A 16668-nucleotide genomic window follows, 5' to 3' on the forward strand; every position below is an offset into this window, starting at 1 on the left:
TCCGCCGGTCGCACGCGCGGCACGCAGCAGGGGAAGCGGCGGTCCGGCGCGCTCGGCAGCTCGCAGGAATTCGCGGACTACCGCGCGTACGCGCCGGGCGACGACATCCGCCGGCTCGACTGGAACGTCTGGGCGCGCACCGGCCGCGCCTATGTCCGCCAATACTGGGACGAACAGGAGACGTGCGTCACCTTCTATCTCGACGTCTCCCGGTCGATGCGGTTCGAGCCGGGCGCGGCGGAGGACCGTCCCGGGACTTGGAGCGGAACGAACAAGCTGCTGTACGCGGCCCGGATCGCGGCGTGTGCCGGCTATGCCGCCCTGTGCGGTGACGACCGGGCCGCCGTCGTCCGGTTCGCGGGAAGCGTCGGGGATCGGCTCCATCCGGTCAGGGGGCGGGGCGCGGCGGAGCGGCTGTTCGCTTTTCTCGAACGTTCGCTTCGGCCGTCCGCCGATCCCGGCTCCGAGGATCTCCGGACGCCGCTCCTTGCGCCCGGCGCGCTTCCGGCGCGGCCAGGCGTCTGTTGGCTGCTGACGGACGGCCTGTACGCCGCGGGCATCGAGGAGACGCTGACGGCCTTCGCCGCCGCGCGCCAGCATCTCGTGTTCGTGCACGTGCTCGGGCCGGAGGAATGGCGCCCGTCGCTGCGCGGAGAGCTCCGGCTCGTCGACGCGGAAAGTGCCGGGGCGAAGGACGTCGCGATCCACGCGAACGCGCTGCGCGCCTACGACGAGGCGCTCCGGGAGCACGCCGGCGCCATCCGCCGGCGGTGCGCGGAGCTCGGCTTCGTCTATTTCGCCGTCGACACCGCCGTTCCGCTGGAGGAGACGGTGCTCGTCCGCATGGCGCGGCACGGCCTGCTGCAGCGGCAGCGCTGACCGCGTCCCGAATGCGTCCGCACGCTGCGTTCTGCGCGAAACCGCATGCCGCATCCTGCATGAATCCGCACGCGAAGGAGGGATAGCATGCTGCTCGGGTCCGCCGCTTCGGCCGTGTTCGCGCTGGCGCTGCCGGCGATTCTGCTGATGTACCTGCTGAAGCGCCGGTATCCGGAAACCGAGATCGCCAGCCACCTGCTCTGGCGGCGGGCGCTGCGCGAGCAGGAAGCGAACCGGCCGTGGCAGCGGCTGCGCCGCAGCCTCCTGTTGCTGCTGCAGCTTCTTGCCGCGGCCTGCCTTGTCTTCGCGTTGATGGAACCGTCCATTCCGGGCGGGGCCCCGTCCGCCGCCCCGGTCGTCATCGTCGTCGACCGCTCGGCCAGCATGACGGCGGCCGCTTCGCGCGGCAGCGGCGCAGCCGGCGCGCTCGAGGAAGCGATACGGTCCGTAACGGCGGCGCTGGACGAGCTCCCGGCTTCCCGACCGGTGACGCTGATCGCGGCGGGCGCCGAGCCGGAGCTGCTCCTCCGGGATGCAACCGACCGGCGGGAGATCCGGCGCGCGCTCGGGAACATCGAACCGCGCTACGGCCGGACGGATGAAGAGGCGGCGCTGACGCTGGCCGCCGCGCTGGTCCGGGACCGGGAAGGGGGCGAGCTGTGGCTCGCGACGGACGGCCGGTTCCGCGCGAAGATCCCCGGTCCCGGCGCTGCGGGCATCCGCGTGTTCGGCGCGGGCCGGGACGGCGCGAACACCGCCGTCGTCGCGTTCGGCCTGCGGGCTGCAGGGGACGCGATCGAAGCATCGGCGACGCTCGTCCATTACGGCTCGCGGACCGCGGAGGGCACGCTGGCCGTCTTTCCCGCCGGAGCCTCCGAACCCGCGGAGGAGCGGCCGTTCCGGCTGGAACCCGGCGAGCAGCGCGTCTTCACCTTTTCCGGGTTGCCGGAGGCGGACTATTACCGCGCCGACATCCGTACGGCCGACGACTACGCGGCGGACAACGCGGCGTATGCCTTTCCCGCGAAGCCGGCGCGCAGCCGGGCGCTGATCGTCGGCGAAGGCAGCCTGTTTCTGTCCGCGGCGCTGGAATTGGCGGGCGTCGACATCGTGCGGGCCGATCCGGCCGCCTTCGAACCCGGGGGCGAGGCGCCCGGCGCCGTCGACTGGATCGTCGTCTACGGGGCGGATGAACGGGCGATCGAAAGCGACGCGTGGCGCATTCTGCTCGCATCCCGGCCGGTGTGGCGCATCTGGTCCGCGTCCTCGCCGCCGGCGGGCGGCGAGGTGGTCGAACCGGCGGACAGCCGCGCCGACATCCGGCCGCATCCCGTCACGGAGCACCTTTCGCTGGCCGACACGCACATCGCCCGGATCGTGCGGGCCGATCCCGGGCCCGGCATGGAGGCGATCGCGCGGTACGGCGGCGTCCCGGTGCTCTACGCCGGATCGGCGGACGGCCTGCCGCGGCTCATCCTGGCCTTCGATCCCGCCGATTCGGATCTGCCGCTCAGGGCCGATTTTCCGATTCTGGCCGCGCAGGCGGCCGAATGGCTCGGCGGCGCGGCCGGCGGTCCCCTCGGCCGGGCCGTGGCGGACGACCGGATCGAGATCGGCCTGAAGAGCGGAACGGCGCGGGCCGAATGGCAGGTGGTCGAGACGGCGGCGGACGCGCACCCGAGCGCGGATGCCGCGATCGAAGCGGAACGGACGGCGGACGGAGCGGTGTCGTCCGTCCAGACGGCGCCCGGCGTTCCCGGACTGTACCGTTTCGTTGAATACGGTGCCGACGGCCGGCCGCTGGCGGAACGCCTGCTCGCCGTGCAGGCCGCGCCGGCGGAAGGCATCTGGACGGAGAAGCCGTTTGCGGACATCGATCCTGCGGCGGAGGCCGGACAGGCGGGCGGATCGCCGGGCGGGTCGCCCGATTCCGCGCAAGCCCGGACGGACGCATCTTCCGGGGCAACGGACGGGACGGGGAACACGGACCGGATCGGGCTGGCTCCCTACGTGGCCGTGCTGATCCTGCTGCTCCTGGCGGCGGAATGGGAGGTGTACCGCCGTGGGGCTGCATTTTGACCGGCCGTGGCTGCTCTTGCTCCTCCTTCCGGCCGCCCTGTGGTGGATGTGGGCGTGGAGACGAACGCTCCGGCTGACGGGTCCGCGCAGGATCGCCGCGTTCGCGCTGCGCGCCGCCGTCATGCTGCTGCTCGTTGCGGTCGCGGCGGGAACGGCAGCGTCGCTTCGCCACGAGTACCGGGCGGTCGTCTTCGTCGCCGACCGTTCGGAGAGCGTCGCGGACGATGCGCGGATCACCCGCTGGATGGGCGAGGCGATCGGCGGCAAGGACGAAGATGACCGGGCCGGCATCGTCTCGTTCGGCCGGAAGGCCGCGGTGGAACGCCCGCTGTCGGCGGACGGGGGGCCGCCTGCGCTGCGCGCCGGGATCGATCCTTCGTATTCGAATGTGACCGACGCCCTGCGGCTTGCGGCCGGCATGCTGCCGAAGGGAGGCAGGATCGTGCTGCTCTCCGACGGGCGGAACAACGTCGGCGACGCGATCCGCCAGGCCCGGTTGCTGGCTTCGCAGGGGATCGCCGTCGACGTGGTCCCGCTTCCCGCGCACATTCCGCAAGACGCGGCGATCGAATCGCTCGACGTCCCGGCTTCGGTGAAGCTCGGTGAGAAGTTCACGATCGAACTGGAAGCGGTCAGCACCGTCGAGCGCGAAGCCGAGATCCGGCTGTACGAGAACGAGCGCGAAATCGCCCGCGAGACGGTCCGGCTGTCGCGGGGTACAAACCGTTTCCTGTTGCAGCATGCGGCCGGCACCGCCGGGATGAACCGCTATCGCGCGGAGGTGTACCTGCCGGGTGACGAGCGGACGCAGAACGACGCGGCGTACGCGTTCAGCCGGGTCGAAGGACCGCCGCGCGTGCTCGTCGTCGAGGGCGAGCCGGGCTCGTCGGCCAACATCGCGTCGGCGCTGGAAGCGTCGCTTATTCCGTACGATTTGATCGCGCCCGAACAGCTTCCGGTCGAACGGGCCGATTACGCCCGCTACGACGCGATCGTGCTGAACAACGTGCCGGCGACGCGGATGAGCGCGGCGGTGATGGAGCGGATCGCCTCCGCCGTCGGCGATCTCGGCATCGGGCTCGTCGCCGCGGGCGGCGCGGACAGCTTCGGTCTCGGCGGCTATTACGGGACGCCGCTCGAGCGCGCGCTGCCGGTCTACATGGATTTGAAGGGCAGGCGGAAGATGCCGTCCCTCGCGCTCATCTTCGTCATCGACCGGTCGGGAAGCATGGCCGGCGGCCAGCTGGAGCTCGCGAAGGAGGCTGTCCTGCGCTCGATCGAACTGCTGCGCGATGAGGATACGGTCGGCGTCGTCGCCTTCGACGATTCCCCCTGGTGGGTGGTCGAGCCTGCGAACCTTCAGGACCGCGACGCGGTTGTGGATGCGATTCTGGGCCTTCAATCCGGGGGAGGCACCGACATCTATGCGGCCGTAAACGCAACGCTGGAACGGATGCTGGACATCGACGCGCAGCGCCGGCACATCATCCTGCTCACGGACGGCATATCTGCCGGAAGCGACCATTACCTGACGCTCACGGATGCGATGAACGAAGCCGGCATCACGATGTCGACGGTCGCGGTAGGCACCGGCGCGGATACGGCTCTGCTCCGGAGGCTGGCCGAAGCGGCGAACGGCCGGTACTACTTCACGGCCGATCAAAGCACGATTCCGGCGATCTTCAGCCGCGAGACGGTGATGATGACCCGGACGTACATCGTCGAGAACCGGTTCGTTCCCTCGGTCGGACAGGCGGGGAACTGGGCGCCGCTGTTTCTGCCGGGAATGCCCGCCGTGGACGCGTACGTGGCGACGACGGCAAAGGAGACGGCCGAGGTGGCGCTGCTCACGCCGGAGGGCGACCCGCTGCTCGCGCGCTGGTCGTACGGCGCGGGTCGCTCGGTCGCCTGGACGAGCGATCTGGCGGGCCGGTGGGCCGCGGACTGGACGCTCTGGCCGGCGTTTCCCGATACGATGGCCGCGTGGGTAAAGTGGACGTTTCCGCAATTTTCGTCCGATCTCTGGCATGTCCGGGCGAGGCTGGAGGGCGGCGCCGCGGAGATCGGGATCACGGCCCAGGGAGATGTCGGCGTCGGGAACCTGACGGTGTCCGTTGCGGGAGAAGACGGCGAAGCCGTCCGGCTGAAGCCCGTTCCGACCGCGCCCGGCGAATACGTCCTGCGGTTGGAAGATGCGCGCCCGGGCGCCTACTTCATGCAGATCGGCGAGGGGGCGGGAGAGGACGGCGCGGCTTCGGGAGGCGCGCTGGCCGGTTTCGTCATTCCGTATTCGCCCGAATACCGGATCGACGGCGAAGAGGAGGGCGCGGAGCTGCTCGCGGAAATCGCCCGGCTGACGGGAGGGAGGACGCTCTCTTTGGAGCGGCCCGAAGAGGTGTTCCGGGCCGGGAGGATCGCGGAGACCGATCGGATCGACCTTTCGCGCGCTTTGCTGATCGCGGCGCTCCTGCTCTGGCTGGCGGACATCGCGGTGCGCCGCCTGTCGCTGCCGTGGCGCGCGCTGGCCGCGCTGGCGGCCGGACGATCCGCCGGCCGTTCGGCGCAGCGCACGGAGACCACCGGGGCCGAGGCGTTGGCCCGGCTCGGGAGACGGATGCGGAGCGCCGCTGAACGCTATGCCGGCGGCGCCGGCGTCGGGCAGGGCGGAGGCGGATCAAGATCGACCGACGGTTCCGGCTTTGCGGGATCCGGGACCGGCGGCTCCGCAGCGTCCGCCGCCTCCGGATCGGCCCGGACGCGTACCGGCGTCTCCGGATCCGCAGCAGATCCGGTTGCATCCTCCGCCCGACCCGCCGCTCCCGAACCGGTCCGTACCGGCGCCTCCGGATCCGCGGATCCGGCAGCATCTTCCGCTCATCCCGCCGCCTCCGGAACCGCAGGTCCTGCCGCCGGTTCGGCCGGCGCCCCGGACGGCACGGCATCCGGGACGGGCGGCGCCGCTTCGCTGAATCGCCTCCTTGAGGCCAAACGGCGCGCGGACCGTCGCTGACGCAACGCCGTCAGGACCGCCCGCGGCGCATTCACGCCGCTGACGTTCCGCCGCCGGGGCGGCTGCTGACGCACCTTGCGTCGCCGCTCATGCACCTCGTCCACGGGCGGACGCGATCAACGCGGCCGTCGGGCGGGCAAGGGGCCTCCGGCATGCGATGCGGCGGGTCCGCCGCTGGACACGGAGCCGTCCGCGGGATTACAATGCAGGCATCGGAGTCTGGCGCATCCATGCGCATCGACGGCGAAGGAGGCGGGCGAAGGTGGACTGGGTGAGCCGCATCGCGGAAGAGCGCATCCGGGAAGCGATCGAGCGGGGCGAGCTGAGCAACCTGCCGGGTGAAGGCAAGCCGCTGGAGATCGAGGACCTGTCGCACGTGCCGGAGGATCTGCGCCCGGCCTACATCATGCTGCGCAACGCCGGCGTCGTGCCGGAGGAAGTGCAGCTCGCGAAGGAAGCCGTCACCCTCGCGGATCTGCTCCGCATGTGCCGGACGGATGAGGAGCGCGCCGACATCCGCAGGAAATGGAACGAGAAGCGGCTCCGGTTCCGCCTGCTCATGGAGCAGCGCGGCTGGTACGGAACCGCGGCCTGGGAACAATACGGCGACCGGATCGCAAGCCGCCTCGGAGGTGACAAAGCGTGAGCATCGCGGTGTGGACGGCGGAAGAACTGTACGAGCGGCTCGCGAAGGGTGAGCCCGTGAACCTGATCGACGTCCGGGAACGGGACGAATGGCGGGCCGGTCATATACCCGGCGCGCGGCTGATCCCGCTGTCCGAATTTCTGGAGCGGGTGGACGAACTCGAGCCGGAGCGCGGAGGTCCGCTCGTGTTCATTTGCAAGGCCGGCGTCCGCAGCATGCGCGTGTGCGAATATCTCGCGCGGTTCGGCTACGATGTCGTCAACGTGGAGGGCGGCATGGCCGCCTGGCCGGGCGAGGTTGTCACCGGCGATTGAAATCTATGGACAACCTTGCCGGTTCATGCTATAGTCGGTAGCGGACAACCGAATACGGCGGATGCGGGTGCCTGGCCGCCGCGCCATGCGGAGGCCGGCTTAATAGGGAAGTCCGGTGAAAATCCGGCACGGACCCGCCACTGTGAGAAGCGCGCAGGCCCGCCGGCTTGCGCAAGCGTGCGCCAGCATGTCACTGGGAAACCGGGAAGACGGCGCGCGTATGCTTCGAGTCAGGAGACCTGCCCGCATCCTGGTCTGACCCTGCCTACGTGGTCTTAGGAGGTGTTGGAGATGGATCGAAGCCGTCCGCGCGTCGGGACGCCGCCCGGCGCACGAAGCGGATTCGTTCGGTCGGCGTACGCATGAGCATTTCCGGAAGACACAGGGCCGGGGATGCTCTTTTTGTTTGCGACGTTTCCATGCACGTGTTCCAGTTCCATTCCCAACAATTGAGACAGGAGCGGATTTCCCATGATCGGTCAACGCTGGTTGAAACACGCGGTCCGAACCGCGGTGCTTCTGCTGCTGATGATGCTGCTTGCGGCGTGCGGCGGAGGATCGGGTGAAGGAGGCGCCGGTTCCCAGGCGCCGGACACCGCCGGCAGCGCGGCGAACGCGGACACGACGGAAAGCGGGCCGGGCGAGGAGGCGGATGACGACGGCGGGACGAACCGGTCCGCGGACGAAAGCGAATCCGCCGCTGACGACGCGGCCGGCGGACCGGCCGCCGAAACGGTCTATCCGCTCACCGTCACGGACGAGACGGGAACCGACATCACGCTCGAGCAGGCGCCGGAGCGCGTCGTCATGCTCGTCCCGAGCGACACGGAGATCGTCTATGCGATCGGTGCGGGGGATCTCGCGGTCGGCGCGGACGCATACAGCACCTATCCTCCCGAGGCGGCGGATCTGCCGAAGGTCGGCGACGTGAACACGAACATCGAGGCGGTGCTCGCGCTCAACCCGGATCTCGTGCTCGCCAGCGCAAGCATGAACCATGCCGCGATCGATTCGCTGCGGCAGCTCGGCGTCACCGTATACGCCGCGGACCCCGGGACGATGGAAGAGACGATCGCGCACATCGAGCAGATCGGCGTGCTGCTGAACCGGCAGGAAGGCGCCCGGGCGGTCGCCGGCCGGATGCGGGAGGCCGTCCGGGAAGTCACGGACAAGGTGGCGGACGCGGAGCCGGTCAGCGTTTATCTCGAGTTCTCGCCGGGCTGGACCGTCGGTTCGGGGACGTTCCTCGACGAGCTCGTCACCCTCGCGGGCGGCGTCAACATCATGAACGACCGGGAAGGCTGGTTCGAGGTCGATCCCGAGGCGGTCATCGCGCGGAACCCGCAGGTCATCATCCATCCGCGGATCGAGGGCGTCGATTTTGCCGGCGACATGCTGTCCCGGCCGGGATGGGACCGGATCGACGCGGTCCGGAACAACCGCGTGGTCGCGGTCGCGAACGAACCGCTCGTGCGCGTGGGTCCGCGGCTGACCGACGGACTGCTGGAGATCGCCGCCGCGCTCCATCCGGAACGGTTCCCGTGAGCCTGCCATGAAACTGCCGGTTCGCATCGTGATCTGGTCGGGAGCGGCGCTGCTCCTCCTGGCCGTCTCCGTCGTCTGGTCGCTTTCGATCGGCTCGGCGGGCTTGCCGGCGGGCAAGGTGTGGTCGATCCTGATCCACCGGCTGCCGTTCGCCGGTGGCTCCGCGCCGGATTGGACGCCGATGGAGGAAACGATCGTCATGCAGGTCCGGCTGTCGCGCATCGCGCTGGCGGTCCTCGTCGGCGCGTGCCTCGGCATGGCGGGAGCCGGGTTCCAGGGCGTGCTGCGCAACCCGCTCGCCGATCCGTACACGCTCGGCGTCGCGTCCGGCAGCTCGGTCGGCGCGGCGCTCGTCATGACGCTCGGGCTTCAGACCGCGCTCGGCATGTGGACGGTCCCGTCCGCCGCGTTCCTGTCCGGACTCATCGCCGTGTTCGCGGTCTTGCTGCTGGCGCGCTCGAACGGGCAGATGGCGGTGGAGACGCTCATCCTGTCGGGCGTCATCCTGCAGGCGTTCCTCGGCGCGTTCGTCTCGCTCATGATCTCGATGTCCGAGGACGAGGTGAACCAGATCCTGTTCTGGGTGCTCGGCAGCCTATCGAAAAAATCCTGGGACCACGCGCTCCTCGTGCTGCCGTTCGCGGTCCTGGGACTGCCGTTCATCGCCGCCTTCGCGTCGGCGATGAACCTGATGTCGCTCGGAGAGCGGCACGCCGCGCACCTCGGCGTGCATGTCGAGTGGACGAAGCTGACCGTCCTGCTCGCCTCGACGCTCGTGACCGCCGCCGCCGTCTCGGTCAGCGGCGTCGTCGGCTTCGTCGGGCTCGTCGTGCCGCATCTCGTCCGGCTGATTTTCGGACCGGATTACCGGCTCATCGTGCCGCTTTCCGCCATCGGCGGCGGCATTTACGTCGTATGGGCCGACACGCTGGCGCGAACGGCGCTCAGCCCGAAGGAAATCCCGCTCGGCGTGCTCACCGCGCTGGTCGGCGCACCGTTCTTCGCCTGGCTGCTCTGGCGGCGCAAGGCCGGATTGGGGAGGGAAGACGCGTGATCGAAGTCGACGGACTCACGATCGAAGCCGGGGGCAGGCGCATCCTGGACGGCGTCTCGTTCCGGCTGGAGGCGGGCGGTTGGTACGGTATCATCGGTCCGAACGGCGCCGGCAAATCGACGCTGCTCGCCGCGATCTCCGGCGTCCGGCGGTTCGATGCCGGCTCCGTCCGGCTGTTCGGCCGGCCGGTCGGGTCCTGGCCGCGCCGGGCTCTGGCACGCCGCCTCGCCGTGCTGCAGCAGGAGTTGCTGCCCCGGACGGCGTTCACCGTGCGCGAGGTGGTGCTGATGGGCCGCTACCCGTACCAGAATTGGTTCGGCGGCAGCGATGAGGAGGGTGAGGTGCTGGTCGACCGGGTGATCGGGACGCTCGGCCTGTCCGCGCACGCGCACCGCCGGCTCGACACGCTGAGCGGCGGCGAGCGGCAGCGGGTCGCGCTCGCGAAGGCGATGGCGCAGGATCCGGAGCTGCTCCTGCTGGACGAGCCGACGACCTATCTCGACATCGGTTACCAGATTCATCTGCTCGACCTCGTGCGCGACTGGCGGCGCGCGGGGAACCGGACGGTCGTGGCGGTGCTCCACGATTTGAACCTGGCGGCGCAATACTGCGATCGGCTGCTCGTCCTGCGCGAAGGCCGGCTCATCGCGGAGGGACCTCCCGCGGACGTGCTCAAGCCGGAGACGATCCGCCGTGTGTTCGGCATCGAGCCGGTCGTGCTGCCGCATCCGGCGAGCGGCGTTCCCCAGCTGCTGCTGAAACCCGGCGGCCCGGACGCGAAGCCGGCGGAACGCCGGACCGCGGACACCGCATCACGATAAACGCATGAACTTCCCCCATTTTAAATTGCTTCTATTGTCCGACCGGTATGGTCCGACCGGCCGCCATCCATGGCCGTCCGGCAACCGTCTTCGCCCGCTGCACCGCCTCCGCCGGCTTTCGCCCGTCTCCCGGCGGTCACGCGCCGCCCCTTTCCATGTGGCGTCTCCGCTTTCCGCCTCTGTCCGCTTGCGCCGCCGCCACCCTCATTCCGCTGCCGCCCTCATTCCGTTGTGAAATCCGCCCTTCCTCCGGTACAATGGCGGTATGAAACCCGAACACAAACCTCTGCCAGATCTTCCTTCCCACATCGCAGATGCCATGGCGAGATTGGACGAGCGGCCGATGCCCGTCGATTCGGCCGTGCCCCGGCTGCTCGGGGCGCTGCGCGAGCGGGGCGGCGCGGTGCTGACGGCCGCGCCCGGCGCGGGCAAGACGACGCGCGTGCCGCTCCGGCTGCTCGGCGAGCCGTGGCTGGAAGGCCGGCGCATCCTGATGCTCGAACCGCGCCGGATGGCGGCGCGCAGCGCGGCGCATTACATGGCGTCGCTGCTCGGCGAGCGGCCCGGCCGTACGGTCGGCTACCGGATCCGGCTGGAGAGCCGGGTCGGCCCCGAGACCCGGATCGAGGTCGTGACGGAGGGCGTGCTCACCCGCATGCTGCAGTCGGACCCGGCGCTGGAGGGGTACGGCATTGTCATTTTCGACGAGTTCCACGAGCGGAGCCTGCACGCCGACCTCGGCCTTGCGCTCTGCCTCGAGGCGAAGCAGGTGCTCCGGGACGATCTGCGCCTGCTCGTCATGTCCGCGACGCTTGACGCGGAGCCGGTTGCGAAGCTGATGGGCGGCGTGCCCGTCGTCACGAGCGAAGGGAGGCAATACCCGGTCGAAACCCGCTACCTGCCGAAGCCGGCCGACGTGCCGCTCGAGGAGCACGTCGTCCGCGCGATCCGCCGGGCGCTCGAGGAGGAGACGGGCGGCGTGCTCGTCTTCCTGCCCGGCGAGCGGGAAATCCGTCGCACGGCCGCGCTGCTCGGCGAACCGGAGGGGACGGTCGTGCTGCCGCTGTACGGCGCGCTGCCGCAGCATGAGCAGGATCGGGCCCTGGCCGATCCCGGGCCCGGCGTCCGCAAAATCGTGCTCGCGACGACGATCGCCGAGACGAGCCTGACCGTGAGCGGCATCCGCGTCGTCATCGACTCGGGACTCCGGCGTGCGCCGAAATTCTCGCCGCGCACCGGCATGACGCGGCTCGTCACGACGACCGTGTCGCTTGATTCCGCCGAACAGCGCCGCGGCCGGGCGGGCCGGACGGAACCCGGCGTCTGCTACCGGCTGTGGTCGGAGGAGCAGGAGCGGGCGATGCCGGAGAAGATCGTGCCGGAGATGCTCGAAGCGGATCTCGCGCCGCTCCTGCTCGAGCTGGACGCCTGGGGAGCGACGGACCCGCGGGCGATGCCGTTCCTCGATCCGCCGCCCGAGCCGGCGCTCCGCCAGGCGGCCGAGCTGCTCGAAATGCTCGGCGCGCGGGACGCCGCCGGAAGGCAGACGCCGCACGGCCGCCGCATGGCGGAGACCGGGCTGCATCCGAGACTTGCGCACATGGCGCTCAGGGCGCGGGAGCTCGGTCCGGGCGCGGGGGCGCTTGCGTGCGAACTCGCGGCGCTGCTGGAGGAGCGCGACGTGCTCGCGCACGGCGGGCCGGAAGGGGCGGACATCCGGGTGCAGCCGCGCCTTGACGTGCTGCGGGCGGCCGCCGAAGGACGCGTTCCCGCCGGCCTGCCCGTCCACGAGAGCGCCGCCAGGCGCGCGGCGGCCGAGGCGGACCGTCTGAAGCGGCAGTTCGGCATCCCCGCGGACGCGCGCCCGGACGACCGGCTCGTCGGCCTGCTGCTCGGCTTCGCGTACCCGGACCGGATCGGCATGCGCCGGGGTGCACACAACCCGGCCGGCGAAACGGCCTACACGCTTGCGGTCGGCCGGGGCGCCGTGCTGCCGGCCGGTTCGCCGCTCGCCGCGGAACCGTCCATTGTCGCGGTCGAGCTGGATGACGCCGGCATCGATTCCCGCATCCGGCTGGCCGCTCCGTTCCATGCGTCGTGGCTGACGGAACATTTTGCCGACCGGATCCGGGAGGAGCGCGTCATCGAATGGGACCGGCAGGCGGAAGCGGTCCGGGCGCGGCGGCTCGTCCGCTTCGGCGCCATCGTCCTGAAGGAGGCGGCGCTCGACGGGGCCGAACCGGAGGAGATCGCGCGGGCGCTGCTGAACGCGCTGCGCGCGGAGGGGCTCGACCGGCTGCCCTGGACGAAGCAGGCCCGGCAGCTGCGCGGCCGGATCGCGGCGCTGCACCGGCTCGACCCGTCCTGGCCCGACGTGTCGGACGAAGCGCTCCTCGACCGCCTGGAGGAGTGGCTGCTGCCGCATGTGATCGGCGTGAAATCGCTGGACGACCTGAAGCGGCTCGATCTCGTCGCCGCGCTTGAATCGCTGCTCGACTGGAGCCGGCGGCGCGAGCTGGACGAGCAGGCGCCGACGCATTTCCGCGTGCCGAGCGGCTCGCGCATCGCGATCGACTATTCGGACCCGTCGGCGCCGGTGCTTGCGGCTCGGCTGCAGGAGCTGTTCGGCATGAGCCGGACGCCGGTGATCGGATACGGGCGGCTGCCGCTCACGCTGCACATCCTGTCGCCGGCGATGCGGCCCGTCCAGGTGACGCGGGATCTCGAGGGGTTCTGGAAGAACGGTTATTTCGAAGTCCGGAAAGAGCTGAAGGGACGGTACCCGAAGCACTATTGGCCCGACGACCCGGCCGCGGCGACGGCGACCCGGCATCTCAGACCGAAGGCACAGGAGGAACGATGACAGGATGGCGTTCGGCATCAGCCGCGCGGAGCTCGAGGCGTGGAAGGCGGAGGTCGCGTCCGGCCGAATCGCCTATCTGACGCACTATTGGTTTGATCTCCGTTTCCCGGGCGTGACGACGGTGACGAAGGTCGGCTGTTCCGATCTGGACCGGCTTGCGGCCTGGTGCAGGCGGTGGGACCTGGACCCCGCGTACATCCACCGGCGCGGCAAGTACCCGCATTTCGACCTGATCGGTCCCCGGCAGAAGGCGATCCTCGCCGCGGAAGGGCTCTGGTCGCACATCGAGCGGTTCAAGCTGTGAGGCACCGGAATATCGGCATGAAGCGTCACATCACGTAAACAGAACGGAGGGATGACGGATGGAGCAGCTCCTGTTCATTCAGCTCGGGATGGGCGCCGACCTGCACGGCCAGAACGTGACGACCGCGGCGGTGCGCGCCGTGCGCGACGCGATCCACCGCAACTCGATGCCGGGCATTCGGGGCATGCTGCCGGGCGGCTCGCTGGACAACATGAAGGTGAACGTGAAGCTGGCCGTCCCCCGCGACCGGGACAAGCTCGACATCGGGGCCGTGAAGGCGGAGCTGCCGTTCGGCGAGGTGACGGTGGAAGTCATGGACGGCGGCATGGCGACGACGAGCGGCGTCGTCCTGCCCGAGAAGGGAGACAAGAACGATTTGATGTACGTCGTCATCGCGGCGGTGGAAGTGGGCCGGTAACGGCAGGGTAAAGTTGGCGGAGGCGGCAACCTTTTGACCGGCGGCGTCGTCTGGATGGGAGAACGGGAGGAATCGGTCATGTCGTCCCGAAGATGCGCGCTGCGCATGAAGCCGAAGGGAATGGGCGGAATGAGACGCAGGCTGATCCTGCTTGCCCTGCCGTCGCTGCTCGCGGGGTGGATGGCCGGCCCGGGACCGGCGCCGGTCCAGGCCTCTTGCGCCATGCTGCCGTCTCCCGAGGCCGCCCTGAAGCAAAGCGACGCCGTGTTCGCCGGCACCGTGCTGTCGGTGGAGGATGCGAACCGGTCCGATGCGAAAGCTTCCGCCGAACCGGTCCGGGTCACGTTCCGCGTGACGGAAGCCTGGAAGGGCGTCAACAGGGACAGGGTGACGGTCCGCGCGGCGGCATCCGACATCGGAAATTATCGCATGGCCGAAGGCCGCGAGCTAATCGTTTACGCCGACAAAACATGGTTCGGCCTGTCAATCGGACCGTGCACCCGGACGGCCTGGCTGGAACATGCGGCTGAAGATCTGGCCTTCCTCGGCGCGGGGAAGGTGCCGCAGCCGGCTCCGGGACCCGGAGGATTCCGGCTTCCGGATGCGGCCGGCATGCGGCTGCTTCCCGTCGGCGCGGCGCTCGCCGTTGCGGCGGCGGCCGCAGCCGCGCTGCTGTTCCTGCGACGCAGGCGGCGGCATTGAAATCCCCGATGGCACGGAGGATCGAAATTGGACAAAATCGCGGTCATCTCGGATATCCACGGCAATCTCCCGGCGCTGGAGGCGGTGCTGGAGGACATCGCGGCGCGCGGCGTCGGGACGATTTATTGCCTCGGCGACCTGATCGGCAAGGGGCCGTCCGGCGACAAGGTCATCGACCTGGTCCGCCGCCATTGCACGGTCGTGATCCGCGGAAACTGGGACGATGGCGTGGCCCGCGAATCCGATTCGCCGGTCTTGCGCTGGCATCGGTCGGTGATCGGCGAAGAGCGGCTGGACTGGCTCCGCTCGCTGCCTTTCATGATCGAATTCGTGCTCAGCGGACGGTTCGTCCGGCTGTTCCACGCGTCGCCCCGGAGCGAATATGAGCGGATCCAGCCGTGGGATGCGGCCGAACGCCGCCTGTCGCTGTTCGAACCGTCTTCGCATTGCGCAAGGCCCGTGCGCGCGGACATGGCCGGTTACGGCGACATCCACAACGCCTATGTGCAGCATCTGGACGGCCGTATCCTTTTCAACGCGGGCAGCGTCGGCAATCCGCTGGATCTGCCGGCCGCTTCCTACGCGCTGCTCGAGGGAGAAATCGGCCGCGAAACGCCGGCGCCCTGGTCGATCCAGTTGGTGCGCGTGCCCTACGACATCGAACGGGCGATCCGCGAAGCGAGGGAGGCGGACATGCCGGATCTGGCCGAATACGAACGGGAGCTGCGCACGGCGCGCTACCGGCACGCGAAGGAAGATTGAGACGGAAGGCGGCGAAATCCCGGATTCCGGGGACGGGGTCCGGATGCTGCGCCGCAAAGAAGGAAGGAACGCGCATGGCCGGGGAGCGGGCATGAACGATCGCGTTCCAGTGATTGCCTTCCTTTGTGAACGCGTGTTATCATGAGACGCATAACCGGACGCATTCATATCGAAAAAAATCACGACGAACTTGCGGGAGGCGGTCAGATGGCGGAACGGGCGATCAAATGGGGCATCATGGGAACCGGCTCGATCTCCGGACTGTTCGCGGCCGATCTCAAGAAGGTCGAAGGCGCCGAGCTCGTGGCGGTCGGCTCGCGCTCGAGGGAGCGGGCGGAGCGATTCGCGGCGGAACACGGGGCGAAGCGCGCATACGGCAGCTGCGGGGAACTGGCGGCGGATCCCGAAGTGGACATCGTCTACGTCGGCACGATTCACCCGGCGCACAGGGACAACATGCTGGCGCTGATCCGCGGCGGCAAGGCCGTGCTGTGCGAGAAGCCGTTCACGATGAACGCGAAGCAGGCCGAGGAAGTGATCCGGGAAGCCCGGGCGCGCGGCGTATTCCTGATGGAAGCGATGTGGACGCGCTGGCTGCCGCCGATCGTGAAGGTGCGGGAATGGCTCAGGGAAGGAAAAATCGGCGACGTTGTGATGATGACCGCCGATTTCGGCTTCGACGCCGGCTGGAATCCCGAGGGGCGGCTGCTCAACAAGGAGCTCGGCGGAGGCGCGCTGCTCGACGCCGGCATCTACCCGGTATCGTTCGCCTCCATGGTGTTCGGCGGCCAGCCGAAGCGGATCGCGTCGGCCGCCCGGATCGGCGAGACGGATGTGGACGAACATTTCGCCGCGCTGTTCGAATACGACGGCGGACGCATCGCCCAGGTCGCCGCGGCGGTGCGCCTGAAGACGGCGACGGAGGCCGTCCTCTACGGCACGAAGGGGCAGATCCGCATTCCGGATTTCCTGTGGACCAAAACCGCGACGCTCCTGGTTTACGGCGAAGAGCCGGTGACGTTCACCGACGACCGCGACACGCGCGGTTACAACTTCGAAGCGATGGAAGCGATGCGCTGCCTTCGCGAAGGCCGGAAGGAGAGCGACGTGATGCCGCTCGACGAGACGCTGGCCGTCATGCGGACGCTGGATGCGATCCGCGCCCAATGGAATCTCGTATATCCGTATGCGGACTGATGTCCCTCGTATATCCGCATTCGGACTGAAGTCCGTTCCGTCCGCCTGGCGTCAACCGAACCGGCCAGGCGGCG

Annotated in this window: 14 protein-coding genes and 1 riboswitch; all 14 genes read left to right on the forward strand. The window is 69.4% G+C overall.

The window, feature by feature from the left end; translation table 11 throughout:
- Nucleotides 1–879 (forward strand): DUF58 domain-containing protein (locus A9Z00_RS01635; RefSeq protein WP_296973659.1); only part of this gene is annotated, 879 nt, incomplete at its 5' end.
- Between the two features lie 87 nt (nucleotides 880–966).
- Complete coding sequence (locus tag A9Z00_RS01640) at nucleotides 967–2958, forward strand: vWA domain-containing protein (RefSeq protein WP_296973661.1); 1992 nt, start codon at nucleotides 967–969, stop codon at nucleotides 2956–2958.
- Nucleotides 2942–5968 carry a VWA domain-containing protein gene (locus tag A9Z00_RS01645; protein WP_296973663.1) on the forward strand — a complete coding sequence of 1009 codons (3027 nt, stop codon included), beginning with the start codon at nucleotides 2942–2944 and terminating at the stop codon, nucleotides 5966–5968. Before A9Z00_RS01640 ends, A9Z00_RS01645 begins: the two co-directional genes overlap by 17 nt.
- A gap of 262 nt (nucleotides 5969–6230) precedes the next feature.
- Nucleotides 6231–6614 carry a DnaJ family domain-containing protein gene (locus A9Z00_RS01650; protein WP_296973666.1) on the forward strand — a complete coding sequence of 128 codons (384 nt, stop codon included), beginning with the start codon at nucleotides 6231–6233 and terminating at the stop codon, nucleotides 6612–6614.
- The gene (locus tag A9Z00_RS01655; protein WP_296973668.1) at nucleotides 6611–6928 is read left to right on the forward strand and encodes a rhodanese-like domain-containing protein; all 318 of its coding nucleotides are present in this window, start codon (nucleotides 6611–6613) and stop codon (nucleotides 6926–6928) included. The genes A9Z00_RS01650 and A9Z00_RS01655 overlap by 4 nt, the downstream gene beginning before the upstream one ends.
- A gap of 48 nt (nucleotides 6929–6976) precedes the next feature.
- A riboswitch (cobalamin riboswitch) is annotated at nucleotides 6977–7189 on the forward strand.
- Nucleotides 7190–7399: 210 nt separating this feature from the next.
- Entirely contained in the window at nucleotides 7400–8473 is a 1074-nt protein-coding gene (locus A9Z00_RS01660; protein WP_296973671.1) for an ABC transporter substrate-binding protein, read from the forward strand.
- Nucleotides 8474–8480: 7 nt separating this feature from the next.
- Complete coding sequence (locus tag A9Z00_RS01665) at nucleotides 8481–9527, forward strand: FecCD family ABC transporter permease (RefSeq protein WP_483316248.1); 1047 nt, start codon at nucleotides 8481–8483, stop codon at nucleotides 9525–9527.
- Nucleotides 9524–10348, forward strand: a complete 825-nt coding sequence (locus A9Z00_RS01670; RefSeq protein ID WP_296973673.1) for a heme ABC transporter ATP-binding protein — start codon at nucleotides 9524–9526, stop codon at nucleotides 10346–10348. The genes A9Z00_RS01665 and A9Z00_RS01670 overlap by 4 nt, the downstream gene beginning before the upstream one ends.
- A 319-nt stretch (nucleotides 10349–10667) precedes the next feature.
- On the forward strand, nucleotides 10668–13211 hold the full coding sequence (hrpB, locus tag A9Z00_RS01675) for an ATP-dependent helicase HrpB (RefSeq protein WP_296973675.1): 2544 nt from the start codon (nucleotides 10668–10670) through the stop codon (nucleotides 13209–13211).
- Nucleotides 13212–13215: 4 nt separating this feature from the next.
- Nucleotides 13216–13515 (forward strand): hypothetical protein, encoded by a 300-nt coding sequence (locus A9Z00_RS01680; protein ID WP_296973678.1) that lies wholly within the window; start codon nucleotides 13216–13218, stop codon nucleotides 13513–13515.
- 58 nt (nucleotides 13516–13573) lie between these two features.
- On the forward strand, nucleotides 13574–13933 hold the full coding sequence (locus A9Z00_RS01685) for a Lin0512 family protein (protein ID WP_296973680.1): 360 nt from the start codon (nucleotides 13574–13576) through the stop codon (nucleotides 13931–13933).
- A gap of 78 nt (nucleotides 13934–14011) precedes the next feature.
- On the forward strand, nucleotides 14012–14635 hold the full coding sequence (locus A9Z00_RS01690) for a hypothetical protein (protein ID WP_296973682.1): 624 nt from the start codon (nucleotides 14012–14014) through the stop codon (nucleotides 14633–14635).
- Between the two features lie 27 nt (nucleotides 14636–14662).
- Nucleotides 14663–15397 carry a metallophosphoesterase family protein gene (locus tag A9Z00_RS01695; RefSeq protein ID WP_296973683.1) on the forward strand — a complete coding sequence of 245 codons (735 nt, stop codon included), beginning with the start codon at nucleotides 14663–14665 and terminating at the stop codon, nucleotides 15395–15397.
- Nucleotides 15398–15604: 207 nt separating this feature from the next.
- Nucleotides 15605–16594 (forward strand): Gfo/Idh/MocA family protein, encoded by a 990-nt coding sequence (locus A9Z00_RS01700; RefSeq protein ID WP_296973686.1) that lies wholly within the window; start codon nucleotides 15605–15607, stop codon nucleotides 16592–16594.
- Nucleotides 16595–16668 lie beyond the last annotated feature (74 nt).

Origin of the sequence: Thermobacillus sp. ZCTH02-B1 (genome assembly GCF_002159085.1) — a bacterium.
Taxonomy (GTDB): domain Bacteria; phylum Bacillota; class Bacilli; order Paenibacillales; family Paenibacillaceae; genus Thermobacillus.

What these genes read in the sequence shown, in the direction of transcription:
- hrpB (WP_296973675.1), top strand. Translation starts at nt 10,668, where the DNA reads ATGGCGAGATTGGACGAGCGGCCGATGCCCGTCGATTCGGCCGTGCCC.
- A9Z00_RS01665 (WP_483316248.1), top strand. Translation starts at nt 8,481, where the DNA reads ATGAAACTGCCGGTTCGCATCGTGATCTGGTCGGGAGCGGCGCTGCTC.
- A9Z00_RS01700 (WP_296973686.1), top strand. Translation starts at nt 15,605, where the DNA reads ATGGCGGAACGGGCGATCAAATGGGGCATCATGGGAACCGGCTCGATC.
- A9Z00_RS01685 (WP_296973680.1), top strand. Translation starts at nt 13,574, where the DNA reads ATGGAGCAGCTCCTGTTCATTCAGCTCGGGATGGGCGCCGACCTGCAC.
- A9Z00_RS01680 (WP_296973678.1), top strand. Translation starts at nt 13,216, where the DNA reads ATGGCGTTCGGCATCAGCCGCGCGGAGCTCGAGGCGTGGAAGGCGGAG.
- A9Z00_RS01690 (WP_296973682.1), top strand. Translation starts at nt 14,012, where the DNA reads ATGTCGTCCCGAAGATGCGCGCTGCGCATGAAGCCGAAGGGAATGGGC.
- A9Z00_RS01640 (WP_296973661.1), top strand. Translation starts at nt 967, where the DNA reads ATGCTGCTCGGGTCCGCCGCTTCGGCCGTGTTCGCGCTGGCGCTGCCG.
- A9Z00_RS01660 (WP_296973671.1), top strand. Translation starts at nt 7,400, where the DNA reads ATGATCGGTCAACGCTGGTTGAAACACGCGGTCCGAACCGCGGTGCTT.